Here is a 21,428-nt window from a genome sequence, read left to right on the forward strand (position 1 = left end):
TATCGTGCCGGGCATGGCTACTGCGTATGACCCCAAAGCGGACCTCCGGCGGTATCTCGACAAGGCCCGCCGGGCCCTGGTGTGGAAACTGGACGGCCTCTCCGAGTACGACGTGCGCCGCCCCCTGACCAGCACCGGCACCAATCTGCTGGGCCTGGTCAAACATGCCGCGGGCGTGGAGAGCGGCTATTTCGGCGTCACGTTCGGGCGCCCGTTCCCGGAGGCGCTGCCGTGGTGGGACGGCGACGACGCCGAGCCGAACGCCGACATGTGGGCGACCGCCGGCGAGTCCCGCGAGGAGATCGTCGCCCTCTACCGGCGGGTGTGGGCGCACGCCGACGCCACCATCGAAGCTCTCGACCTGGACGCGACCGGCCGTGTCCCGTGGTGGCCCCACGACCTGGAGAACCACTCCCTGCACCGGGTGCTGATCCACGTGATCGCCGAGACCGACCGGCACGCCGGGCACGCCGACATCGTCCGCGAGCTGATCGACGGCGCGGCCGGCACCGACGACCGGAACAAGGGCATGCCCGACCAGGACGCCGCCTGGTGGGCCGCCTACCGCAAGCGTCTGGAGGAGACCGCCGAGGGTTTCCGCTGAGTCACGCGGGCTGCGCCTGGGCGTGCGCGATCAGGTCACGGACCCGGCGCACGTCCGGCACGTCCCACAGGATCGGGGTCGCCGACGGCTCGTCGGACCAGAGGCGCCAGCCGTTGCGGCGGTCGCCGGCGAAGACGTCGCCGACGCCGGGGAACGCGCCGAACGCGAGACTCCCCGATCCGTCCGGCCGCTCGGCGATCACCGGCGGCGGCAACGCTCTGAGGTACGCCGTGGTCAGCCGCCGCCCGGTAAGCCCGCCCCGCACCACCACCCGGCCGTCGGTGACCGTGTAGGCGGCGCGGCGGGACGCCATCGCGCGAACCACGAACCGGCCGACGACCAGATACACGCCGATGAACACGAACGGGATCCCGAACAGCGCGAACATGCTCTCGCCGTCGCCGAGCACCCCGATCAGCCAGAAGATCGCGAACCCGCACCACACGATGCTGAACGGCACGAGCACCACATCGGCCGTCCGGAACAGACGGTGCCGCAGCGGAGCGCCCTCCCAGAGGATCCGCTCGCCGGGCAGAAGGTAGGACTCCACGCCTGCATGATGCCCGCCGGACGCGATTTCCGCTGACCCGCCGCGTCACCCGTCGGACAGCGGCTCGCCGTGCCGCGGCAGCGCCCGGCCGAGTTCCGCGGCGAGAGCCTTGGCGGAACCCCGGTCGACCAGCGGGAACGTCAGCGACACGCCGCCCACCGCGAACGCCACGCGCACCACGCTGACCACGCCGAACTTCGCCTCGGCCAGCGACACCAGCTCGCGGGGCACGATCATGAGCAGCTCGTCGCCGGGTCCGCCCCAGAAGGTCTGGGAGAAGAACAGCATCCGCCGATCGGTGACCGCGACGACCTGCTTGCCGGTGGTCTTGAGCGCCCAGTCGGTGGCCGCGTCGGCGACGCCGGGAATGATGCCGCGGCTCAGGGCGGTGCCGAGCCGGCTCGCGGTGAGGTTGCCGACCACCGCCCGGGCGCCGACCCGGAACTGCTCACCGGGCAGCAGATGGCCGGCCACGGCGGCGGCCACCCGGGACCGGAACATCTCGGTCACGACGGGTCCCCGGCGAGCAGGGCGAGCAGGTGCGACGTGGGGTGGACGGCGCCGAAACGGGGCAGCACCACGGTCAGGGCGTGATCGTGCTCGGAGGCGGTCGTGCCGCTCATCGCGTCGGCGGCGAAGAAGACCTCGAACCCGTGGTCGGCGGCGGCCCGGGCGGTCGACTCGACGCCCATCGTGGTGGCCAGGCCGGTCAGCACGACCGTGTCGATGCCGCGGTCGCGCAGCGTCTCGGCGAGGCCGGTGCCGTAGAACGCTCCGATCGTGCGCTTCACCACGACCACGTCGCCGTCGCGGGGCTGCAACTCGGGCACGAACCCGCTGCCGGGCGGCTGCTCGGCGACGTGCGGCCGCTCCACCCGCACCAGGACGACAGTGCCGCCCGCGTCCCGCAGGGCCGTGGCCAGCTCGGCCGCCCGCGCCACCACGTCCGCGCCACGGTGCGGGCCCATGTCCTGATCGACCAGGCGGGGCATCAGGTCGACGGCGATCAGCGCCGTCCGTACAGCATCGATGGTCATGGCCGACAAGACTAGGGTTTAGCGCTCCGCGCCGTGGGGGTACTGCGTCGCCGCCTCACACCCCACTTCGAGGAGCGGACATGTCCATCCAGGGACTCTTCTATATCATCGCCGTCATTCTGCTGGTCGTGGCGGCGCTGCCGATCAACACCGGCCGGATCAGCCTGGGGATGCTGGCCGCGGCGTTCGCTCTGCTCGGCTACTCCTGGGACACCATCACCGGGACGGTCTCCTGACCCGTCCGGCGCCCTGATCCCGGCGGAGCCGGCCTCGCAGCCGAGGCCGGCTCCGCCGTCAGTGGGCGAGCACGCAGAACTCGTTGCCCTCCGGGTCGGCCAGCACCACCCACGGCACGTCGCCCTGACCCACGTCGGCGGGCGTCGCCCCGAGATCCCGCAGGCGCGCCACCTCGGCCATCTGATCTTCCCGGGGGTACGGCAGCAGGTCCACATGGAGCCGGTTCCACCACGCCCGCGGACCGGACACGCGAAGGAACTCCAGGTAGGGCCCGTCGCCGGCCGGGGACCGCAGTCGCACGACGTCGCCGGACGTCTCGTGGACCGGCCACCCGAGCGCCGCACCCCAGAACCGGGCCACCACCGCCGGGTCGGCGCAGTCGACGACGAGCGCGGCGATCGGCCCGGTGCCGCGGTACGTCTCCCGCGGCTCCAGCACGCAGAACACGGTGCCCTCCGGGTCGGCCAGCACCACCCACGGCACGTCGCCCTGACCCACGTCGGCGGGTGTCGCCCCGAGATCCCGCAGCCGGCCGACGAGCTCCCGCTGATGGGCGGCCGAGGTGGTGGCGAGGTCGAGATGCAGCCGGCCGCGGACCGTGCCCGGATCGGGCACGGCGATCAGGTCGAGGCACAGGGCGGCCGGATCGGGCCAGGAGAAACCCTCGGGGCCGACGGCGGTGGAGCCGGGCCGCTCGCTGAAGACCGGCCAGCCGAGCGCCTCCGCCCAGAACCGGCCGAGCGCCGCGGGGTCGCGCGCCTTGCCGTTGACCATCGCGAGCCGCAGCGCCATGCCGCCGATCCTAGGCCTCCGGTGTACGCCGTTCGTGAGCATGTCCTCCATCGGCCCGCTTCAGGTGTGATGATCGGCGGCGATGACAGTGACCCTGGCTCACCTGCTGGTCCCGTCGCGGGCGGTGGTGCTGGCCTGCGGCGGGTTCCTGGATCAGTGGGCGGCGCTGGGCACGCCGCTGTCGGTGCGGGCGCTGCGGGCGGCCGGGGCGGGCGGCGGGCACCTGCGTGACTGGCTGGCCGAGGCGGTCGCGGTCCCGGCCGGTCCCGGGAAGGTGACGGTGACGGCACGGATCCGGCCGGGCGTGCACGAGCCGGGCGACGTCATCGCCGGAATCGACGTGGACCTGGATCTGCCCTGGCCGGCGATATCGGCCGGGCCGGGGCCCGTGACGCTGGGCGACCTGCCGGTCGATCCGTGCGGCATGGTGATCGGCGACGCGGCGGCCCTCGACTCGTGGGTGGGTTTCCTGCCGGCCGCCCGCAGCGTGGACGGGCTGGCCGACCTGCGGATCGACGGCCGGGGCGCGGAGGAGGCCCGGGCCCGGTACGGTGCGCAGCCGCTGCCGGCGATTCGGGGCGGGCAGCGGCACGGCTGGCTGAACCTGCCGGTGGCGGTGGCGTTCGAGCGGGCCGCCGAGATCAACGAGTGGGCGGTCGGCCGGGGCCACGCCGCGCACCTGGCCCACGTGGACCCGCACAGCCATCACCATCTCGGCGGACGGGCCGGCCGGCAGGATCCGCTCGGCGCCGGGGTGATCGAGGTGGCCGGCTGCCCGATCCTCTGTGTGGGCTGGGCCCCCGGCGAGGTACGCCGGTTCGCCGCGGGCCGTACGTTCGGGCAGGTGTTCCCGGTGACCCTGGAGGACGTCGGCGGCCGGGCCACCCTGCGCTGGTCGGTTCCACCGGCGCCGGGCCCGTAGGGTGATCGGCGTGGGCACTGTGACGGTGGTGGGCGCCGGGGTCGTCGGGTTGAGCGTCGCTCACGAGCTGGCCCGGGCCGGGCATCGGGTGAGCGTGGTGGCGGACCGGGCCGCTGCCGACAGTGTGTCCGGGGTGGCGGCGGCCATCTGGTTCCCGCACGACGTGGACCATTCGGCCACCGTGCTGGAGTCGGCGGCGGTCACCTACCGGCGGCTGGCCGAGCTGGCCGGCGATCCACGGACCGGGGTGAGCCTGCGCGGCGGGACGGTGCTGTCCCGGCGGGCCGGGGTGGACACCTCGTGGACGCGGGCGGTCCCGCACACCGCACCGGCCGCGCCGGACGGGCTGCCGCCGGGCGCGACCGGGATCCGGTGCACGGTGCCGCTGGTGGAGACGAGCACCTACCTGGCGTGGTTGCGCGGGAGGGTGGCGGCCCTGGGGGTACGGTTCCGGGCCGCCGCGGTCACGTCGATCGCCGGGCTGCTGCGCGACGACGACGCGGACGCGCTGGTCGTGGCGGCCGGGCTGCGGTCGGCGGCGCTGCTCGGCGACGACGACGTGAGTTTCCCGATCCGGGGCCAGGTGGTGCGGCTGGCCAATCCGGGGCTGACCGACTGGATCACCGACGACGACAACCCGGGCGGGCTGACCTATGTGGTGCCACGCCGTGACGATGTGGTGTGCGGCGGGACCGGCGATGTCGGGTGCTGGGACGAGCGGGTCGACCCGGACGTGGAGGCGGCGATCCTGGAGCGGGTCGTCGCGCTGGTCCCGGCGCTGGCCGGGCAGCCGGTCCGGTCCCGGGCGGCCGGGCTGCGGCCGGGACGGGCCGGGGTGCGGGTGGGGCCGGTCGCCGGGCACGACCGGCCGGTGTACGCCTGCTACGGCCACGGCGGCGCCGGCTTCACGCTGTCCTGGGGCGACGCGGCCCGGATCGCCGCGATGCTGCCCCCGGACGGGCTGCCCGGTCCGGTCGCCGCCCCGGACGCCGGCGGTCAGTAGGCCGTCGACGCGTCGTAGCCGGCGACGCCCAGCACGCCGGTGAGCGCGAGGGCGATCAAGATCCCGATGCCGATCAGCACGGCGAAGCCGATCAGGGTGACGAGCAGGGTCCGTCCCAGGGTCACGAAACTGTAGACCAGGGACTCCCAGAGCGTCGGGTAGGTGATCGGCGTGACCTTGAACCGGTCGCCCGGCGCCAGCACGCCCCACCGCTCGTCGGATCCACCGTGCGTCTGGCGATTCGTCGTCGTCATGATGTCGCCTCCTTTGGCCACAACACCCCTTGAGATGCCCCCACCATCGGCAGCCCGGCCGCGTCGATGATGGGACCTTCGGCCTGTTTCCCGGGCCTGCCGCCGGGTGATCGGCCGCGCGAGGGGTCCACTGTCACCCACGACGCCGCGTGGTAATTCGCTGTCCGATCCCGGCCGGCGATGGTAGACATCGCGGGTGTCAACGAACCTGGACTTTCCCGGCCTGCTGCGTCTGATCGACGAGCGGTCCGCCGCCTTCCGGGCCGTGGTGGCCGCCGCGCCGGGCCTCGACCTGCCCGTGCCGTCCTGCCCGGGCTGGACGCTCGCCGATCTGGCTCAGCACATCGGCACGGGCCGGCACCGCTGGGCCGCGACCGTGGCCGCCGGACCGGCCGACGCTCCGCCGGACCGGGCGCTGTGGAACACCTCGGACGCCCCGACGGACCGTGCGGATCTGCTGGCCTGGCTGGCCGAGGCGTCCGAGCGCCTGCGGGAGGCGCTGCTCACGGCCGGGCCCGACGCCGGCTGCTGGGCGTGGTGGGACCCGTTCCAGTCGCCGCTGACCAGCGGGACGGTCGCCCGGCACCAGTTGCAGGAGATGACCGTGCACACCTATGACGCTCAGCTCGCGGTGGGCGCCGTGGAGCCGCTGCCGGTCGAGGTGGCGATCGAGGGGGTGGACGAGTTCCTGACCACGTGTGTGGCGACGACCATTCCGTGGCCACACGACCCGGCGGTCGTCGATTACCGTACCGTCGAGGGCCCGTCGTGGCGTGTCCACCTGTCGGCGGACGGCGCCCGCATCGACCGGGCCCCGGCCGCCGCCGGCGTCACCGTCCTGGGCACGGCCGGTGAGCTGATCCTGCTGTTCTACGGCCGTACCGGGCTGGACACCCTCAAGGTCGACGGCGACGGCGGCATCATCGACCGGCTGGCGGCCTGGGAACCGGAGTAGGACCGGGCGGGCCACCACCGCGATCGGCCGGGCGGCGGGCGGTTGAATGGGGCGATGGAACCTGCGTACGTCTTGATGCACAGCCCGCTCGTCGGGCCGTCGACCTGGGCGGCGGTGGCGCGGCGGCTGCCGCACGCGGTGGTGCCGTCGTTTCTGCACCTCGCCGTGGCGCAGCCGCCCTTCTGGCCGCTCGTCGCCGACGCCGTCACCGCGGCGGCCGCAGCGTTGCCGCCCGACGCCGAGGTGGTCCTCGTCGCCCACAGCAACGCGGGCCGGTTCGTGCCGGTGGTGGTGGACGCTCTGGACCGTACCGTCACGGCCTGTGTGTTCGTCGATGCCTCGTTGCCGGCCCGCGCCGGCCTGACCGAGGGCGTCTCCCCCGCCCTGCTGGAGATCGCCCGCCGCAAGGCGGACGGCGGGCCTCTGCCGCCGTGGTCGCAATGGTGGGACCAGGACGAGATCGCCGCGATGTTCCCGGACGCGGCGACCATGCGGGCGATCTGCGACGAGCAGCCGCGACTGCCGATGGCCTTCTTCGAACAGCGGATCCCGGTGCCGGACGGCTGGGACGACCGGCGGTGCGCCTTCCTGAGGTTCGGGGCGGAGGACGCCAAGGCGCGGGATGCGCGGGACCGCGGCTGGCCGGTCGCGTTTCTGCCGGGCGAGCACCTGCATCAGGTCGTCGATCCGGACGCGGTCGCGGAGGCGATCCGGAAGTTGTCACATTCGGGTTAGCGGCGGTGCTTACCTGATGTGAAGCAACTGTTGAAGGAGCGGGAGGGCGCCGTGCCGGCCTCCGTGCGATCCGACCTGGAGCACATCTTCCGGGCGGCCTACCCGAAAGTGGTCGGGGTGGCCGCCCGGGTCCTCGGGTCGCGCAACGAGGCCGAGGACGTCGCCCAGGAGACCTTCCTGGCCTTCGGCCGGACCGATGTTCCCGCTGGTGAGGCACTCGGCTGGCTGTGTGTGGCGGCGGCGCACACGGCGCTCAACCATCTGCGGTCCGGGCGGCGCCGGGCCGTCCGGGAGGAGGCGGCGTCCGCGTCGCCCGGCGTCTCCCCGGACGTCGCCGAGACCGTCGTGGCCCGGGAGGAGCATCAGAGGGTACGCGCAGCGCTGTCCCGCCTCCCCCGGAGACAGGCGGTGGCCCTGGTGCTGCGGCACAGCGGCCTGAGTTACGCCGAGGTGGCGGCCGCCCTCGATCTCTCCCCGGCCAGCGTGGGCACGACCGTGCGGCGCGCCGAGTCCGCTCTTCGTGAGGAGTTGAACCGTCATGCGTCATCCCGGTGACGGCCTGCTGCGCCGGCTGCTCGACGAGCCGGACGGCGTGGCCGACAGTGATCGCTCGCACGTCGACGACTGCGCGACCTGCGGGCCGCGTCTGGCACAGGTGTCCGGCGACGCCCTCGACGTGGGCGCGGCGTTGAGTTTCGACGGCGACGTCGACGTGGACGCCGGCTGGGAACGGCTGCTCGCCGGCCTGGAGAACGCGCCGGCTCGGCCGGTCAAGCGGCGCGGGCGCTCGGTGCGTACCCCGGTGGTGGCGGTCGCCGGGGTGCTGGCGCTGCTCGGCGGGGCGTCGGCGGCGGCGGCCGGCAACTGGTTCCCGATCTTCCGCACCGAGCAGGTCGCGCCGATCACGGTGCCGCAGGCCGACCTGGTGCAGCTGCCGGAGCTGGACGAGTTCGGCACGATGCGGGTGGAGAGCCGGCCGGAGGTCCGTGACGTCGGCGACGCGCGGGCGGCCCGGGAGGCGACCGGCCTGGCCAGCCCGAGGATCACCGATCTGCCGACGGGGGTGGCCGGGCAGCCCCGGTTCCTGGTCGGCGACCGCGTGCTGGGGGTGTTCACGTTCGACCGGGCGAAGGCGGAGAAGGCGCTGGGCCGGCCGATCCCGGAGCCACCGGCCGGGCTGGTGGCGACCGAGTTCCGGCTGACCGCGGGGCCGGGCCTGGCGGCGGTGTGGCCGGGCAACAGTGGCGCGCCGGCGCTGATGATCGGCCGGGTGGTGGCGCCGAAGGCGTTCTCCAACGGCATCCCGTTCGAGACGGCCCGCGACTATCTGCTGTCGTTGCCGGGGCTGCCGACGTCGGTGTCGAGCCAGCTCAAGGCGTTCACGAAGGAGGGTGGCACGCTGCCGCTGATCGTGAACCAGGCCAGCGAGAGCAGCTTCACCACGACGGTCGGCAAGGCCCCGGCCACGGTCCTGTCGACCAGCGGCGGGGCGGTGTCGGCGGTGCTGTGGGTGCAGGACGGTTTCGTCAACGCGGTCGGCGGCTCGCTCAGCACCGGCGAGGTGCTGCGGGTGGCCCGGGAGATCCGGTGGGCACAGTGACCGACTCCCCCGCCGTGTGGGCTTCCCACCTGCGGAAACGCTACAAGCGCCGAACCGCTGTCGACGGTGTCTCGTTCACCGTCGGCCGCGGCGAGGTGCTGGGGCTGCTCGGGCCGAACGGGGCCGGCAAGACCAGTGTGATCAAGATGATGCTGGGTCTGGTACGGCCGGACGCCGGCGAGGTGATGCTGCTCGGACGCCCGCACACCGACCCGCGATCACGGGAACGTGTCGGGTACCTTCCCGAGCTGTTCCGCTACCAGCCGTGGCTCAGCGCCGACGAGGTGCTGCGTCTGCACGTACGGCTGGCGGGGGTGACGATCGGTGACCGGGACCGGCGGGAGACGCTGAGCCTCGTCGGCCTCGCCGACCGGGCAGCCGATCGGGTGGGCGGTTTCTCCAAGGGCATGCAGCAGCGCCTCGGTCTCGCGGTGGCGCTGGTGGCCCGGCCCGACCTGGTGGTGCTGGACGAGCCGACGAGCGCGCTGGACCCGCTGGGCCGCGCCGACGTGCGTGATCTGCTGCTGTCGCTGAAGGATCGTGGCGTGGCCGTGCTGCTGAACTCGCACCTGATCGGCGAGGTGGAGCGGGTCTGCGACCGGGTGATGATCCTCGACCACGGCCGGGTCGCCGCCTCCGGGACGCTCGCCGAGCTGCTCGGCCGTCGTTCGCTGCGGCTGACGCTGAGCGAGGTGGGCGCGGAGGCCGCGGCCGTGCTGTCGCCGTTCACCGCCGAGGACGGCGTCTACACCGTCGCGATGCCGGCCGACGTCCCCACGCTCGTGGCTGATCTGGTCGGACGCGGGGTCCGGGTGCACGCCGTCGAGCCGGCGCGGATGAGTCTCGAGGAACGGCTGCTGGAAGTGTTGCGGGAGAAGTCATGAGGATCGTGCTGACGGTTGCCGCTCTCGCTCTCCAGGAGGCGTCGCGCCGCAAGGTTCTGCGTTCCCTCGGGGCGCTGACCGCTGTCCTGCTGGCGTTGAGCGCCTGGGGGTTCTCCGAGATCGCCGCCGACTACGGCGGCCTGACCAGCGGCGAGGCCAAGGTCGCCGCGTCGGTGGTGCTGAACCTGGTGATGTTCGGGTTCAGCCTGATCGCCGCGCTCGGCACCGCGTTCCTGGCCGGGCCGACGCTGTCCGGCGAGGTCGAGTCGGGGGTGGCGCTGGCCATGATGACCAGGCCGATCCGGCGCGCGCAGGTGCTGACCGGAAAATGGCTCGGTCTTGTCGTGTTCGGGACGGGTTTCGTGACGGTGGCGGGCGTCGCCCAGTTCGTGATCGTGCATACGACGGTCGACTACTGGCCGCCGCATCCGGTGACCGGGCTGGCGCTGCTCGCCGGTCAGACGGCCGCGCTGCTCACGCTGGGCCTGCTCCTCTCCACGGCGATCTCCCCGATGGCGTCCGGGATCGTCGCTGTCGGCCTGTTCGGGGCGACGTGGATCGCCGGGGTCGTCGGCTCGGTCGGTGACGCCCTCGGCAACCCGAGCGTCGCCATGATCGGCACGGTGTCCCGGATGTTGCTGCCGACCGACGGCCTCTGGCGCGGCGCGATGAACTCCTTTCAGGATCCTGCCCTGCTCGCGCAGATCGGCTCCGGCGTCGAGGAGTCCCCGTTCCTGAGCATGCACCCGCTGACCGGCGCCTACCTGCTGTGGGCGGCGCTCTGGACCGGCCTGGTGCTGTCCCTGGCCGCCCTCTCCTTCCAGCGCCGCGACCTGTGACCGCTCCTTCCTCCAACGCAGCGACCGGTGACCGCTCATTCCTCCAACGCGGCAAGGTGTGACCGCAACTGATCGCGGTGGGCGCGGGCCCGGACCAGCACGACGATCGCCGCGGCGGTTGTCAGCAGTCCGGGCACCGCCGCCCACGGGGTGGCGAGGATCGCGGTGAACAGCGTGGTGACCGAGGTGAAGACGACAGCGAGCCATCCGGCGACCACCCGGTCGACGGCGAACAGCGGACGCCTCCAGAGGGTCCAGGCCGCGAGCGCGGCCCAGCAGAGTCCGATCAGGATCAACCCCGCGAAGCCCCATCGGGTACGGGCGGGCAGGCTCCCGGGTTCGGTCGCCCAGAGGGCCGCGATCATCAGGGCGCCGGTGAACCCGGCGATCCCCGCGGCCACCAGCGGCCGAGGCACCGGACGGATGAGCTGCTCGGGCCGGTAGCCCGGTTCCTCGGTCATGAACGGTATCCCTTCTCGATCAGGTGGTCACGCAGCAGGCGGCGGGCCCGGTTGAGCCGGGACTTCACGGTCCCCGCGGGGATGCCGAGGATGTGGGCGCAGTCCTCCAGAGCCAGGTCATGCAGGTAGAACAGGATCAGCACCTCCCGCTCCCGCACCGGAACCGCGACGAGCCCCTCGGCAACCTGGGCCCGGTCCAGAACGCCGGCGACCTCGTCAGCGGCCCCCGGTTCGGCGCCCGGCTCCCCGTCGCCGTGGTCCACGCTCGATCTCAGGGCGGCCTGGACACTGCGGCGGGCGATGGTGAGCAGCCACGGGGCGAACCTTTCGGGTTGCCGCAGGCCCGGCAGCGCCCGCAGCGCGCGGGCCCACGCCTCCTGGCTGACGTCGTCGGCGCGCGCCCGGTCCCCGAGCATCGCCCGCACGTAGCGCCACACCGGAAGATGCCAGTGCCCGACCAGTTCCCCGAGGGCCTGCCGGTCGCCCAGTTGGGCCCGTACCACGAGCAGCGTGTCCCGTTCCGCATCCGTCACACCTGAACAGTGCACGGCGCGGCGATTTGGGTTCACGTTTGTCATGGGGCAAGATCCTCAGGTGCTACCCGAGGAAGAGTTCGACACATCCGTCCTGCCCGAGCGTCTGCGCCGCATCCTGACGGTGATCCGTGACGCCGCGGTCAAGCACGGTTACGCCCCGTCGTCCCGCGAGATCGCCGACGCGCTGGGCATGTCCTCGTCCTCGGTGAGCCGGCACCTGCGCACCCTGGAGGACCTGGGTTACCTTCGTCGCGGCCGCACGGTGTCACGCCCGGTCGACATCCGCATGTTCCTGGAGCCCGCCGAGCCGGCCCGGGAGCCCGCCGACACGGTAGGCGTCCCCCTGGTGGGCACCATCGCCGCCGGAGCCCCCATCCTGGCCGCAGAACACGCCGAGGAGCTCCTGAACCTCCCCCGAGACCTGGTAGGAAGGGGAACCCTGTTCAGCCTCCGGGTGCAGGGCGACTCGATGATCGACGCCGCCATCTGCGACGGCGACATAGTGGTGGTCCGCCAGCAGTCGGAGGCGTGGAACGGCGACATCGTAGCCGCCATGATCGACGAAGAGGCGACGGTGAAGGTCTTCCACCGCAGAGGCGGCCACGTCTATCTGGAACCGAGGAACCCCGCGTACACCCCCATCCCCGGCGACGAGGCGGTGATCCTGGGAAAGGTGGTCTCGGTCCTGCGCCGGATCTGAACAGGACGGCACGGAGGAGAACGCCACACGCAGTGCTGACGGTCAGGCCCGGCGGGCTTTGAGCAGGAATCCCGGCAGCGGGCCGTGCACCGAGACGACCTCGATCGGTGACACGGTGACCCCGTCCCAGAGCGGCGCGGCGAACACCGTACGCAGAAAGTCCTCGGTGATCCCCCACGCGGAGACGGCCAGGAGCACGAGACGGCCACCGGGGACGAGGAGCCGGGGCAGCAGGTCGAGATAGTCCTCGATCCCGCCGTACCGATGCAGGCTGTGGAGCAGTCCCGAGTCGACGATCACGTCGAACGGCGCGAGGTCGAGCGCGCGCGCGTCCCCCACCCGGAAGTCGACGTCGAGCCCTTCAGCGGCGGCCTTGGCCCGGGCCCGCGCGATGGCGACGCCCGAGATGTCCACTCCGGTGACGTGCCGGCCGCGGCGGGCGAGTTCCAGGGCGACCTCACCGCTGCCGCATCCGATGTCGAGCACCCGCCCCTCGGGGACGTCCAGGTCGAGGCCCGGCTGCGGCCGCCCGATCTCCCACGGCGCGCTCCCGTCGCGGTAGACCTCGTCGTATCCGGTCACGGCTCCTCGACCCCCCTGATCCGGTGTTCCCGCCGGTTCGCCCGCAGCAGCACCTCCACGCCGTCCAGGAGCCGGTCCAGGCCGAAGCGGAACGACCGGTCCGGGTCGCTGACCGCGTTGTACTCCTCCCCGGCGGCGGTGCCGACCCGCCCGGACAGCGGGTAGGCGCCGGGCGGCATCACCTTCTCCAGGATCGGCGCGTTGGCCTCCCACCACTCGACGTCGGAGATACCGGAGTCCTCCACGGTACGGCGGGCCAGGATCGACGAGCGGGCGGCGCCGGCCGTGAAGTTGGCGATCATCGTGATCACCTGGTCCATGTCGAGGTCGCTGAGGCCCTCCCCCTCGACGGCGGCGAGCTGCCACTCGTACCGATCGCAGCCGTGCGGCCCGATCCAGGGCCGGCTGCTCTCCACCTGCAGCAACCAGGGGTGACGGTGGCATTCGTCCCACTGGTGCCGGGCCACCCCCTCCAGCCGGGCGCGCCAGTCCCCCCGGTGCGGCGGGTGCGGGACCTCGCCGATGACCTCGTCGACCATCAGCCCGATGAGTTCGGAGCGGCCCGGCACGTACGTGTAGATCGACATCAGTTTGAGCCCGAGCCGGTCGGCGACCTTGCGCATGGAGAAGGCCGGCAGCCCGTCGGCGTCGGCGACGGCGATCCCGGCCCGGATGACCTCGTCGACGCTGACCCGCTGTTTCGGCCCTCGGGTGCCTTGCGGGCTGCCGAGGGTGCGGCGCCAGAGCAGCGTCATCGTGCGGGCGAGATCTTCCGGTTTCTCCATGTGCCAAATCTACCCCGTGCCGTGTACGGTGTTCCCCGCGATAATTTTCCGTAAGGCATACGGAGTTTAAGGAGCCCCCGTGCACGCACTCATCGCTGAGGGACTACGCAAGCGATACGGCGACCTGGCCGCCCTGGACGGGTTCGACCTGCACGTGCCGGCCGGTGTCATCCACGGCCTGCTCGGCCCGAACGGCGCGGGCAAGACCACCGCGGTCAAAGCTCTGGCCACCCTGATCGACGTCGACGAGGGCACCGCCAGCGTGGCCGGTTTCGACGTGCGCACCCAGGCCGGCCGGGTGCGCCGCAGCATCGGCCTGGTCGGGCAGAACGCCGCCGTCGACGAGGTGCTCAGCGGCCGGCAGAACCTGGTGATGTTCGCCCGCCTCTACGGCCTGAACAGTGCCGACGCCCGGACCCGGGCCGACGGGCTGCTCGGCACGTTCGGCCTGGCCGACGCCGCGGACCGGCCGGTCAAGACCTACTCCGGCGGCATGCGGCGCCGCCTCGACATCGCGGCCGGCCTGATCCTGACCCCGGCCGTGCTGTTCCTCGACGAGCCGACCACCGGCCTCGACCCGCGCGCCCGCAACGAGGTGTGGACCAGCATCCGGGAGGTCGCGGCCCGCGGCACGACGGTGCTGCTGACCACGCAGTATCTGGACGAGGCCGACCAGCTGGCCTCCGGGGTCACCGTCGTCGACCACGGCCGGGTGATCGCCGAGGGCAGCCCGGAGAAGCTGAAACGCCAGGTCGGCGGCGACCGGGTGACGATCACCCTGCACGACGGGATCGAGGAGGCCGCCCGGCGGCTGGGCGGGGAGGCCGACCGGGAGAGCGGGACGATCACCGTCGAGGTGACCTCCGGGCTGATGGCGATCGTCCGCACCCTCGACGAGCTGGGCGTCGCCGTCGAGGACCTGCAACTGCGCCGGCCCACCCTGGACGAGGCGTTCCTCAAGCTGACCGGCACGGAGGCGAGCCGATGACCACGTTGCGAGCGGGATGGATCCTCACCCGGCGGGAGCTGGCCCACTGGCGGCGCGAGCCGTGGGGCCCGATCTTCGGCCTGGTCTTCTCGATCATGCTGCTGCTGGTGTTCGGGTTCCTGTTCGGCGGGGCGATCACGGTGCCCGGCGGCGGTGACTACATCGCGTTCCTGCTGCCCGGGATGATGGCGCTGAGCATGATGTTCGGCGTGGAGACGACGGCCACGAAGATGGCGGCCGACGCCGGCAAGGGCATCACCGACCGGTTCCGGTCGATGCCGATCGGCAGCGCGTCGCCGGCGCTCGGACGGGTCGGCGCGGACATGACGAACTCGGCGGCCGAGCTCGCGGTTCTCCTCGTCGGTGGCCTGGCGATCGGCTGGCGCATCGAGTCGGACCCGGGGTCGGCTGCTCTGGCCGTACTCCTGCTGCTGCTCTTGAGGTTCTCGATGTTGTGGATCGGCATCTTCGTGGGCCTGACGTTCCGCGGGGGCGGCGCGACGGCGGCCGTGCAGGTGCTGGTGTGGCCGATCGGGTTCCTGTCGACGGCGATCGTGTCGGCCGAGACGATGCCGGCATGGCTGGGCGCGGTCGCCGCGTGGAACCCGCTGTCGGCGACCGCGACCGCGGCGCGCGAGCTGTTCGGCAACCCGACCGGTATGACCGGCGGTGTGCTGGCCGATCACGCGGTGTGGCTGGCGCTGGGCTGGCCGCTGCTGCTGGCGGCGATCTTCATCCCGCTGTCGGCGCGGGCCTACCGGCGGCTACGAGACTAGCCGCCGCCTCACGCCGCGCTTGACCCGCGCGAGCATCCCCGGGGGTCGCTGCAGCTGCTGCTGCAGCGACTCCGCGTGGGTGATCATCCCGACGATGGTCTGGATCGCGGCGTCCAGGACCTGCCGGTCGTCGAGGGAGTCCGGGCTGACCGACTCGCACATCCGGCCCGGGCGCAGCTCGGCCAAGTCGCCGACGATGTGGCACGGGTAGTCCTGCAGCTCCTTGATCTGCTCGTCGGCGAGCGCGGCGACCCACTCGGCGCGGTCCAGGCCGACCCCGAAACGCATGTCGTTGTCACGCTGCTGCAGCACCGCGCGGAGCAGATGGTGGTGCACGACCCGCTGGTAGGGCAGCCGGTGCGGATAGAGGTCGCCGAGCGCGTCGTTGACCCGCCGCAGCACCTCGATCTCCGGCGCGCCCAGCGACGGGTTCGACTCGGGTTCCGCCGGCTCGCAGATCCCGTCCGGGATGCCGAGGATCCCGGCGAACCGCCGCCACAGCAGGTCCTGCGGCGCGCCCGGCTGCGGGACGGTGACGATGTGCCGCTGGGCGGGCGGGACCAGGTCACCCCAGCGCCGGAACATCCGGTTGGCCGTGTAGTGGTCCCAGAACCCGTCGAACCGTCCCTTCTCGACGGCGGTGAGGAAGTCCTCGAAACGCCAGGTGCTGCGGGCCCGGATGCTCTGCTGCCACATCGACGGGAAGGTGCGCCACAGGTCGCGGGCGGCGACGACGATGTGCACCTCGGCCGGCGCCAGGCTCTCGACGGCCCGCCGTGCCTGCTCGGCGGTCGCCGCGCCGAAGCCCTCGCTGGTCAGCACGACGTCTCCGGGCCAGCGCCCGAACCGCTCGAGCAGCCGCTCCCACGTCCAGTACAGCTCGGGGTCACGCCACGGCACCTGCCGCAGATCGGTCATCGCCTGGTCGTGGGCGTAGAACGTGGCGGGGATCAGGAGCCCGGCCCGTTCCAGCCGCTCGGCGTTGCCGAAGAGCACGTTCTGCACATAGGTGCTGCCGGTCTTCGGCGCACCGATGTGCATGAATACACGCTTCGGCATGCTTTGCCCCACCCTCTGTTCAGTGTCCATTCATGATCAACAGGCCGGGTGAAAAGTGGGTGACACACTCCCGTATCAAGTGTTTAAAAGCGCGGAACCTTTGCCTCTCGTACGGCCACTCCTCCCCGAACACACCACCGGCGTCCCGGGCCTACGACGCGACGTCAGCGACGGGTCCGGACCGCGACGCCGCTGCGGGGCGGGGCTGCCACAACGGTGCAAGATTTTTGCCAGAGACCGCGCGCATGATGCCCTCGCAAACGGCGAGAAATGAGGGCTGACCAGCATGGACACCGACGAGACCACTGTCGTGCCGGCGAAGGTGGCCACCCTCGCCGCCGCCCACGGTCTCGGCGCGCCGGTCGGGCACCAGGACAACGGCGGCCCCGGCCGGGCGGCCCTCGTCGCGCTGCTGCTGAGCGTCGCCGCGTTCGCCGTGTCGTTCGCGCTGTTCCACGTCGCCGCCGCCTGGTTCCGGCCGCTGCTCCCGCTGGCCGTCCTGGCACTGGCCGTCGCGATCGGCGCCCTGGGCTGGGCGATGCTGTTCCCGTTCCGGGCCGGCCAGTCGGTGTGGGCGTACGAGAACGGTCTCGTGCACCTCCGCCACGGCAGGTCCCGGGTCGCGCTGTGGCGCGAGATGGAGCGCCTGGAACTGCACGTCATCCGCGACGGCCACCTGACGGCCGGGATGACGTCGGCCTACCTGCTGAAACCGAGCGGGCAGCCGCCGATGCGGGTCCGGCCCCAGCTCCGCGAACAGCCGGACGGCACCCGCCACGACCCGTTCGGAACGCTGCTGACCCGCCTGGTGGCCGACGCGGGCCGCCCGGTCGTCCAGACCCTGATCGGCCGCCGATAACCCGGCCGCCGTGTCCCCGGCCCGCCGTATCCCCTCGCCCGGCAAGCCCCGGCCCGCCGCGTCCCCGGCCCGCCGTATCCCCCCGCCCGGCAAGCCCCGGCCCGCCGCGTCCCCGCCCCGCCGTATCCCCCCGCCCGGCAAGCCCCGGCCCGCCGCGTCCCCGGCCCGCCGTATCCCCCCGCCACGTGCCCGGCCCGCCGTACAGCCGGCCCGGCAGCCCCGGCTCGGCGTATCCCCGGCACGGCAGCCCCGAGGTCAGGTCGTCGCCCGGCTCCACAGGTCGTCGAGGACCGTGCCCGCCGCCGTACCGTCCCGGGCCGCCACCGCCAGGATCTCCCTGGTCAGGTGCACGGCCGCGGTGCTGATCACCAGCGTCGGCGACAACCGGGACGCGAACCCGCGCGCCACGTCGAGGGCGTCACCGAGCCGCCCGTCGGCCACGTCCCCCGCGATCGCGTCGAGCGCCGGGTTCTCCCCACCGGCGTCGGTACGCCCGGACACCCCGTGCGCCAGCCCGAAATACCAGACCAGCAGGTCGGCCGGGTCGCCGGTCTCGGTCAGCACCCGCAGATGCTCCCGCTGCGCGTCGGCGTCGCCGGTCATCTGCGCCCACACCAGCCGGAACGGCGTCTCCGACACGGCGACCAGCCGGTCGGCCCGGCCACAGCCGAGGGTCAGCAGATCGTCCCGGTTGTCGAACTGCATGACGAGCGCGGCGAGCGCCAGGATCGCGTCGAGCGGCGCGTCGAGGGCAGTGTTCCCGGCCGCGGTGATCATGCGGTGCGCGGCGCGGCGGCAGAGCAGCGCCACGCCGGGCTCGGCATACCGGCGGGCCGTCTCGACGACCACCGCCCGCAGGTCCGGCCGGGGCGCGTCGACGGTGCCGATCGAGGTGAGCAGCGCGTCGACGAGACGATCCCCGGCGAGCCCGTGCACGGTCTGCAGGATCTGCCCGGCGGCGAGCAGCGCGATCTGGGTGAGGTCGACGGCCCCCTCGCCACCGCTGTGCTCCTGGACGAGCCGTCCCGCCCGGTCCGGCCGCCCGGCGAGATACTCGCCCGCGGCCACTTCGACGACGGCGCCGTTGCTATCGGTCACGGCGAAGGATTCTGCCCCAGCCGTCACAATCCCGGTGTCCGGCCCGTCCCCTCCGCAGCATCGACCACTGAGGAGGATCCTTTGTCCACGGCCTACACGATCGTCACGCTGGTGACAGCGTTCCTCACCGGCAGCGCCGCCGTCTTCTACCTGATCGGCCACGAGTACCCGAAGTCCCAGGCCGACATGAAACGGATCCCGCGCCGCTACGTGCCGGTGCTGGGGTCCCTGCTGGCGGCCGGCACGGCGGGACTGCTGACCGGTTTCGCCGTACCCCCGATCGGCACCGCCGCCGCCGTCGGCCTCGTCCTGTATTTCTCCGGCGCTCTCGTCGCCCACCTGCGGGTCGGCTCCCGCAACCTGCTCGGCTGGGCGATCTTCTTCGTCACCGTCGTGACCGACCTGGCCGTAAATCTGCTGCACCTCCACTGACCGCGGCCTACGCTGCCCGGTGATGCCGAACCTCGTCCACATCACCCCGCACCGCCACGCGACCCGGATGCCGCGCGGCGGTGTCGCCGCACGCAGCCGCGGCTGGGACGGCGACCGCGGCGTCTACACGATGGCGGTGCTGCCCGACTTCACCCTCACCCACCAGTGGGTGCGGGAGCTGCGCCGCTGGAAGCCGGGCGTCCTGGTCGCCGTGGACCTGCGCCTCCCCGGCGACGAGCCGGTCACGGTCGGCCGCTACGGCCGCGAGCCGCTGCGGCTCACCGCCGCCGAGGCCGCCGGACATGTTCGAGAGCTGGCCGATCCGCGCGGCTACGAGATCTTCGTCCCGAGAGCGATCCGACCCACGGAGGTACGCCGGATCCGCGCTCTGCCGCAGGGCATCGGCTGGCGGCACGTCCCGGACGCCCACGGCCGCCGCCCGTGCACCTGCCCCGCCTGCCTGCAGCCGGGCACGCCGGGTTCCGCCCGGGTCCGCCGCCGTTTCCCCTACGACGACCCGCCGGTCCCGAAGCCGCAGCTGATGGCCGACCTGCGCGCGGCCGTGACCCCGGACGAGATCGTGAGCGCGTTGTGGGCCCTGTCCGGCCGCCGCCGCGGCGGCGCCGAGGAGCTGGCCCACCTGGCCGACCACCCCGACCCGGAGGTCCGCGAGACCTTGGCCGACCTGCTGGCCGGCTACCGGGGACGGTCGGCCCGCACCCTACGGGACCGCCTGTCGGCCGCCGGCGACGCGTCGTAACGATCGGGCGGCGACGGCCACCGTGACGACCAGGACGACGCCGAAGCTGACCGTGTACACCCACGACCGGCCGGTGATCAGGCACATGGTGATGAGGGCGCCGAAGTACGGCACACCGATGCCGAGGCCGAGGACCGCTCCACGTCGCGCTCGTGCCCGCCACTGCCCCGGCGCGGTCGGGTCAGCGGCTGGAGCACCGGAACGAACGCAGGGCCCATTCCGCGACCGGCGGCATCAGCGCCCACATCGCGCCCTGCAAGGCGCTGGCGGCGAGGATCCGGGTCAGGGGATCACCCTCGTCGAGCAGCGCAACCTTCCCGCCCCGCGCCAGGCCCACTCCTCCCCGGCGGAGGGTCAGGCGCTGACGCAGAAGCGGTTGCCCTCCGGGTCGGCGAGGACCACGTAGGGCAGCTCGTCCGGGTGGCGGTCGCCCGAAGACGGATAGTACGGCCAGTCCACCCTGGTCGCGCCGAGGGTCACCAGGCGTTCCACCTCGGCGTCCAGGCCGTCGGGGCCGGCGCTCAGGTCGAGGTGGATCCGGGGGAACTCCTCGGCGGGGCTTCCGCTGTCGTCCATCGCGATCGGCGCGCCGGGCCGGCCGGGCGGCGGCTCCAGGACGATCCAGTCGTCGCCGGGCCAGCGGGGTGGCCGCCGCGCCCAGCCGAGGGCCGCCGCCCAGAACGTGCCGGCGCGGTCGCAGTCGGTCACACCGAGGGAGATCTGGGCGAAGACGGCCATGCGCCGATGGTAGGGCGCAGCCGGCCGGTCAGCAGGAACACCGCGATCGTGTTGGCGGCGAACAGGGCCGACGACGTGACGGTCAGCCAGTCCGGGAACTCGTAGCGCAACGCCAGGGCGGTCAGCCCGGCACACGCGACCGCGAGCAGGGCGGTGACGACGCATCCGGTGAGGTGGGCGGCCCAGGTGCGTACCCCGCCGACGAGGGCCGCCACGGCCGGGCAGAGCAGGGCCACCGCGGCGAGGGCGACGACCAGGTAGAACACCGAGTCGTCGGTGGCCCAGAAGAGCATCTGCAGGGACAGTGGGAAGGCCGTCGCAAGGGCGGCGACGGCGTCGGCGGCGAGCACGATCGGGGCGACGACGGCGGCCGCCGAGACCGGGCCTCGGCTGTTGTTCGGGAGCACGCCGGAACGCTAACCGTCTTCTATGCTGCGACGGTGGCCTCCGCACGCCACCTGCACGTGTCCTTCACCGTCTCTCCGCAAGGGATCATCCGTGGCGCACAGCGACGTGTTCGACGATCTGGAAGCCGAGCAACAGCAGCTGGAGACGGTGCTGGCCGGTCTCGGCCCGGACGACTGGACCACCCCGTCGGCGGCGGCCGGCTGGACGATCGCCGACGTGCTGCTGCACCTGGCGCAGACCGAGGAGGCGGTGACCGCCACCGTCGGCGAGCACGGTGATCCGGTCCGCTGGCACGAGCTCGGCGCCACCGTGGACGAGGCGATGGGCGCCCTCGTCGAGGCCGAGCGCGGCGACGGCCCACGGATCCTGGACCGGTGGCGGGCGGCGCGGCGCGAGGCGGTTGCGGCCTTGCGGTCGGCCGACCCCGATCAGGCGGTACGGTGGGTCGCCACCCCGCTGAAGCCGCGCACGCTGGCCACCACCCGGCTGGCCGAGCACTGGGCCCACGCCTTGGACATCACCGTCCCGCTCGGTGTGGACTATCCCGACACGGCCCGCCTGCGGCACGTCGCCTGGCTGGGGCTGAGCACCCTGCCGTATGCGTTCCGCCTGGCCGGGCTGCCGCCGGCGCCGGTGCGCGCCGGCCTGACCGCCCCGGACGGCACGTCCTGGCAGCTCGGCGACCCGGCCGCGGAGACCGTGATCAGCGGCCCGGCCGGCGACTTCTGCCGTGTCGGCGCGCAGCGGCTCGCCCCCGCCGACACGACACTGCGGGCCACCGGCCCGCACGCGGCGACCGCGCTGCGTCTGCTGCGCAACTACGCGGTGAGCTGA

At 72.9% G+C, this 21,428-nt stretch carries 31 protein-coding genes; 17 read left to right on the top strand and 14 right to left on the bottom strand.

Annotated elements, in window-relative coordinates:
- Positions 1-13: 13 nt before the first annotated feature.
- Entirely contained in the window at positions 14-604 is a 591-nt protein-coding gene (locus tag BM290_RS12000) for a DinB family protein (RefSeq protein ID WP_093613108.1), read from the top strand.
- 1 nt (position 605) lies between these two features.
- Here BM290_RS12000 and BM290_RS12005 read toward each other — a convergent pair whose 3' ends face one another.
- From BM290_RS12005 to BM290_RS12015, 3 genes are read right to left on the bottom strand one after another with little or no spacing between them, the layout of a single operon-like run.
- Positions 606-1,154: a hypothetical protein gene (locus BM290_RS12005; RefSeq protein WP_093613110.1), complete on the bottom strand. Its 549-nt coding sequence runs from the start codon at positions 1,152-1,154 to the stop codon at positions 606-608.
- Between the two features lie 45 nt (positions 1,155-1,199).
- On the bottom strand, positions 1,200-1,664 hold the full coding sequence (locus BM290_RS12010; protein WP_093613112.1) for a hypothetical protein: 465 nt from the start codon (positions 1,662-1,664) through the stop codon (positions 1,200-1,202).
- Positions 1,661-2,191 carry an isochorismatase family protein gene (locus BM290_RS12015; RefSeq protein ID WP_093613114.1) on the bottom strand — a complete coding sequence of 177 codons (531 nt, stop codon included), beginning with the start codon at positions 2,189-2,191 and terminating at the stop codon, positions 1,661-1,663. Before BM290_RS12015 ends, BM290_RS12010 begins: the two co-directional genes overlap by 4 nt.
- An 80-nt stretch (positions 2,192-2,271) precedes the next feature.
- On the opposite strand from BM290_RS12015, the gene BM290_RS48235 reads away from it, so the two are divergent.
- On the top strand, positions 2,272-2,427 hold the full coding sequence (locus BM290_RS48235) for a hypothetical protein (RefSeq protein ID WP_177319670.1): 156 nt from the start codon (positions 2,272-2,274) through the stop codon (positions 2,425-2,427).
- A 58-nt stretch (positions 2,428-2,485) separates the two neighbouring features.
- On the opposite strand, the gene BM290_RS12020 is transcribed toward BM290_RS48235, so the two are convergent.
- Positions 2,486-3,220 (bottom strand): VOC family protein, encoded by a 735-nt coding sequence (locus BM290_RS12020; protein WP_093613116.1) that lies wholly within the window; start codon positions 3,218-3,220, stop codon positions 2,486-2,488.
- A gap of 82 nt (positions 3,221-3,302) precedes the next feature.
- On the opposite strand from BM290_RS12020, the gene BM290_RS48240 reads away from it, so the two are divergent.
- Both BM290_RS48240 and BM290_RS12030 read left to right on the top strand, forming a co-directional pair.
- Positions 3,303-4,142, top strand: coding sequence for a hypothetical protein (locus BM290_RS48240; protein ID WP_177319671.1), 840 nt, complete (start codon positions 3,303-3,305; stop codon positions 4,140-4,142).
- A gap of 10 nt (positions 4,143-4,152) precedes the next feature.
- A complete protein-coding gene (locus BM290_RS12030) occupies positions 4,153-5,145 on the top strand; it encodes an FAD-dependent oxidoreductase (protein ID WP_239143488.1) in 993 nt (330 codons plus the stop codon).
- On the opposite strand, the gene BM290_RS12035 is transcribed toward BM290_RS12030, so the two are convergent.
- Entirely contained in the window at positions 5,139-5,399 is a 261-nt protein-coding gene (locus tag BM290_RS12035; protein WP_143133710.1) for a hypothetical protein, read from the bottom strand. The genes BM290_RS12030 and BM290_RS12035 overlap by 7 nt on opposite strands.
- 196 nt (positions 5,400-5,595) lie before the next feature.
- Between BM290_RS12035 and BM290_RS12040 the strand changes: the two genes are divergently transcribed.
- The 6 genes from BM290_RS12040 to BM290_RS12065 are packed head-to-tail and all read left to right on the top strand — an operon-like array spanning position 5,596 to position 10,412.
- On the top strand, positions 5,596-6,354 hold the full coding sequence (locus tag BM290_RS12040; RefSeq protein ID WP_093613120.1) for a maleylpyruvate isomerase family mycothiol-dependent enzyme: 759 nt from the start codon (positions 5,596-5,598) through the stop codon (positions 6,352-6,354).
- 54 nt (positions 6,355-6,408) lie between these two features.
- A complete protein-coding gene (locus BM290_RS12045) occupies positions 6,409-7,089 on the top strand; it encodes a hypothetical protein (protein ID WP_093613122.1) in 681 nt (226 codons plus the stop codon).
- A gap of 18 nt (positions 7,090-7,107) precedes the next feature.
- Positions 7,108-7,644 carry a sigma-70 family RNA polymerase sigma factor gene (locus BM290_RS12050; RefSeq protein ID WP_203779279.1) on the top strand — a complete coding sequence of 179 codons (537 nt, stop codon included), beginning with the start codon at positions 7,108-7,110 and terminating at the stop codon, positions 7,642-7,644.
- Complete coding sequence (locus tag BM290_RS12055) at positions 7,628-8,689, top strand: hypothetical protein (RefSeq protein WP_093613124.1); 1,062 nt, start codon at positions 7,628-7,630, stop codon at positions 8,687-8,689. Before BM290_RS12050 ends, BM290_RS12055 begins: the two co-directional genes overlap by 17 nt.
- Positions 8,677-9,573 (top strand): ABC transporter ATP-binding protein, encoded by an 897-nt coding sequence (locus BM290_RS12060; protein WP_239143487.1) that lies wholly within the window; start codon positions 8,677-8,679, stop codon positions 9,571-9,573. The genes BM290_RS12055 and BM290_RS12060 overlap by 13 nt, the downstream gene beginning before the upstream one ends.
- Positions 9,570-10,412, top strand: a complete 843-nt coding sequence (locus BM290_RS12065) for an ABC transporter permease (protein ID WP_093613128.1) — start codon at positions 9,570-9,572, stop codon at positions 10,410-10,412. Before BM290_RS12060 ends, BM290_RS12065 begins: the two co-directional genes overlap by 4 nt.
- 35 nt (positions 10,413-10,447) lie before the next feature.
- On the opposite strand, the gene BM290_RS12070 is transcribed toward BM290_RS12065, so the two are convergent.
- Together BM290_RS12070 and BM290_RS12075 are read right to left on the bottom strand one after the other, a co-directional pair.
- Positions 10,448-10,873 (bottom strand): hypothetical protein, encoded by a 426-nt coding sequence (locus BM290_RS12070; RefSeq protein ID WP_093613130.1) that lies wholly within the window; start codon positions 10,871-10,873, stop codon positions 10,448-10,450.
- Positions 10,870-11,406, bottom strand: a complete 537-nt coding sequence (locus BM290_RS12075) for an RNA polymerase sigma factor (RefSeq protein ID WP_239143486.1) — start codon at positions 11,404-11,406, stop codon at positions 10,870-10,872. The genes BM290_RS12070 and BM290_RS12075 overlap by 4 nt, the downstream gene beginning before the upstream one ends.
- A 43-nt stretch (positions 11,407-11,449) precedes the next feature.
- On the opposite strand from BM290_RS12075, the gene lexA reads away from it, so the two are divergent.
- Complete coding sequence (lexA, locus tag BM290_RS12080) at positions 11,450-12,109, top strand: transcriptional repressor LexA (RefSeq protein WP_093613134.1); 660 nt, start codon at positions 11,450-11,452, stop codon at positions 12,107-12,109.
- Between the two features lie 42 nt (positions 12,110-12,151).
- Here the strand turns inward: lexA and BM290_RS12085 are convergent, their stop codons facing one another.
- Both BM290_RS12085 and BM290_RS12090 read right to left on the bottom strand, forming a co-directional pair.
- Complete coding sequence (locus tag BM290_RS12085; protein WP_093613136.1) at positions 12,152-12,691, bottom strand: class I SAM-dependent methyltransferase; 540 nt, start codon at positions 12,689-12,691, stop codon at positions 12,152-12,154.
- Entirely contained in the window at positions 12,688-13,476 is a 789-nt protein-coding gene (locus tag BM290_RS12090) for a TetR/AcrR family transcriptional regulator C-terminal domain-containing protein (protein ID WP_093613138.1), read from the bottom strand. Before BM290_RS12090 ends, BM290_RS12085 begins: the two co-directional genes overlap by 4 nt.
- Positions 13,477-13,555: 79 nt before the next feature.
- On the opposite strand from BM290_RS12090, the gene BM290_RS12095 reads away from it, so the two are divergent.
- Positions 13,556-14,464 carry an ATP-binding cassette domain-containing protein gene (locus BM290_RS12095; protein ID WP_093613140.1) on the top strand — a complete coding sequence of 303 codons (909 nt, stop codon included), beginning with the start codon at positions 13,556-13,558 and terminating at the stop codon, positions 14,462-14,464.
- A complete protein-coding gene (locus BM290_RS12100) occupies positions 14,461-15,240 on the top strand; it encodes an ABC transporter permease (protein ID WP_093613142.1) in 780 nt (259 codons plus the stop codon). The genes BM290_RS12095 and BM290_RS12100 overlap by 4 nt, the downstream gene beginning before the upstream one ends.
- Here the strand turns inward: BM290_RS12100 and BM290_RS12105 are convergent.
- Positions 15,229-16,299 (bottom strand): hypothetical protein, encoded by a 1,071-nt coding sequence (locus BM290_RS12105; protein ID WP_093613144.1) that lies wholly within the window; start codon positions 16,297-16,299, stop codon positions 15,229-15,231. The genes BM290_RS12100 and BM290_RS12105 overlap by 12 nt on opposite strands.
- 286 nt (positions 16,300-16,585) lie before the next feature.
- On the opposite strand from BM290_RS12105, the gene BM290_RS12110 reads away from it, so the two are divergent.
- Entirely contained in the window at positions 16,586-17,158 is a 573-nt protein-coding gene (locus BM290_RS12110) for a hypothetical protein (protein WP_093613146.1), read from the top strand.
- Positions 17,159-17,413: 255 nt separating this feature from the next.
- Here the strand turns inward: BM290_RS12110 and BM290_RS12115 are convergent, their stop codons facing one another.
- Entirely contained in the window at positions 17,414-18,256 is an 843-nt protein-coding gene (locus tag BM290_RS12115; RefSeq protein WP_143133711.1) for a hypothetical protein, read from the bottom strand.
- Between the two features lie 81 nt (positions 18,257-18,337).
- On the opposite strand from BM290_RS12115, the gene BM290_RS12120 reads away from it, so the two are divergent.
- On the top strand, positions 18,338-18,688 hold the full coding sequence (locus BM290_RS12120; protein WP_093613150.1) for a DoxX family protein: 351 nt from the start codon (positions 18,338-18,340) through the stop codon (positions 18,686-18,688).
- Positions 18,689-18,710: 22 nt separating this feature from the next.
- A complete protein-coding gene (locus BM290_RS12125) occupies positions 18,711-19,448 on the top strand; it encodes a hypothetical protein (protein WP_093613152.1) in 738 nt (245 codons plus the stop codon).
- A 181-nt stretch (positions 19,449-19,629) separates the two neighbouring features.
- Here the strand turns inward: BM290_RS12125 and BM290_RS48245 are convergent, their stop codons facing one another.
- From BM290_RS48245 to BM290_RS12135, 3 genes are read right to left on the bottom strand one after another with little or no spacing between them, the layout of a single operon-like run.
- A complete protein-coding gene (locus tag BM290_RS48245; protein WP_177319672.1) occupies positions 19,630-19,785 on the bottom strand; it encodes a hypothetical protein in 156 nt (51 codons plus the stop codon).
- Between the two features lie 17 nt (positions 19,786-19,802).
- Entirely contained in the window at positions 19,803-20,186 is a 384-nt protein-coding gene (locus BM290_RS12130) for a VOC family protein (RefSeq protein ID WP_093613154.1), read from the bottom strand.
- On the bottom strand, positions 20,153-20,593 hold the full coding sequence (locus BM290_RS12135) for a hypothetical protein (RefSeq protein WP_093613156.1): 441 nt from the start codon (positions 20,591-20,593) through the stop codon (positions 20,153-20,155). The genes BM290_RS12130 and BM290_RS12135 overlap by 34 nt, the downstream gene beginning before the upstream one ends.
- 91 nt (positions 20,594-20,684) lie before the next feature.
- On the opposite strand from BM290_RS12135, the gene BM290_RS12140 reads away from it, so the two are divergent.
- Positions 20,685-21,428, top strand: a complete 744-nt coding sequence (locus BM290_RS12140) for a maleylpyruvate isomerase family mycothiol-dependent enzyme (protein WP_203779278.1) — start codon at positions 20,685-20,687, stop codon at positions 21,426-21,428.

The organism is Actinoplanes philippinensis (assembly GCF_900113015.1).
In the GTDB taxonomy this organism is placed as follows: domain Bacteria; phylum Actinomycetota; class Actinomycetes; order Mycobacteriales; family Micromonosporaceae; genus Actinoplanes; species Actinoplanes philippinensis.

Coding starts and splice junctions, on each gene's coding strand:
- BM290_RS12035 (WP_143133710.1), bottom strand. CDS start 5,399: ATGACGACGACGAATCGCCAGACGCACGGTGGATCCGACGAGCGGTGG.
- BM290_RS12090 (WP_093613138.1), bottom strand. CDS start 13,476: ATGGAGAAACCGGAAGATCTCGCCCGCACGATGACGCTGCTCTGGCGC.
- BM290_RS12045 (WP_093613122.1), top strand. CDS start 6,409: ATGGAACCTGCGTACGTCTTGATGCACAGCCCGCTCGTCGGGCCGTCG.
- BM290_RS12100 (WP_093613142.1), top strand. CDS start 14,461: ATGACCACGTTGCGAGCGGGATGGATCCTCACCCGGCGGGAGCTGGCC.
- BM290_RS12000 (WP_093613108.1), top strand. CDS start 14: ATGGCTACTGCGTATGACCCCAAAGCGGACCTCCGGCGGTATCTCGAC.
- BM290_RS12020 (WP_093613116.1), bottom strand. CDS start 3,220: ATGGCGCTGCGGCTCGCGATGGTCAACGGCAAGGCGCGCGACCCCGCG.
- BM290_RS48235 (WP_177319670.1), top strand. CDS start 2,272: ATGTCCATCCAGGGACTCTTCTATATCATCGCCGTCATTCTGCTGGTC.
- BM290_RS12125 (WP_093613152.1), top strand. CDS start 18,711: ATGCCGAACCTCGTCCACATCACCCCGCACCGCCACGCGACCCGGATG.
- BM290_RS12015 (WP_093613114.1), bottom strand. CDS start 2,191: ATGACCATCGATGCTGTACGGACGGCGCTGATCGCCGTCGACCTGATG.
- BM290_RS12070 (WP_093613130.1), bottom strand. CDS start 10,873: ATGACCGAGGAACCGGGCTACCGGCCCGAGCAGCTCATCCGTCCGGTG.
- BM290_RS12110 (WP_093613146.1), top strand. CDS start 16,586: ATGGACACCGACGAGACCACTGTCGTGCCGGCGAAGGTGGCCACCCTC.
- BM290_RS12130 (WP_093613154.1), bottom strand. CDS start 20,186: ATGGCCGTCTTCGCCCAGATCTCCCTCGGTGTGACCGACTGCGACCGC.
- BM290_RS48240 (WP_177319671.1), top strand. CDS start 3,303: ATGACAGTGACCCTGGCTCACCTGCTGGTCCCGTCGCGGGCGGTGGTG.
- lexA (WP_093613134.1), top strand. CDS start 11,450: ATGGGGCAAGATCCTCAGGTGCTACCCGAGGAAGAGTTCGACACATCC.
- BM290_RS12055 (WP_093613124.1), top strand. CDS start 7,628: ATGCGTCATCCCGGTGACGGCCTGCTGCGCCGGCTGCTCGACGAGCCG.
- BM290_RS12065 (WP_093613128.1), top strand. CDS start 9,570: ATGAGGATCGTGCTGACGGTTGCCGCTCTCGCTCTCCAGGAGGCGTCG.
- BM290_RS12105 (WP_093613144.1), bottom strand. CDS start 16,299: ATGCCGAAGCGTGTATTCATGCACATCGGTGCGCCGAAGACCGGCAGC.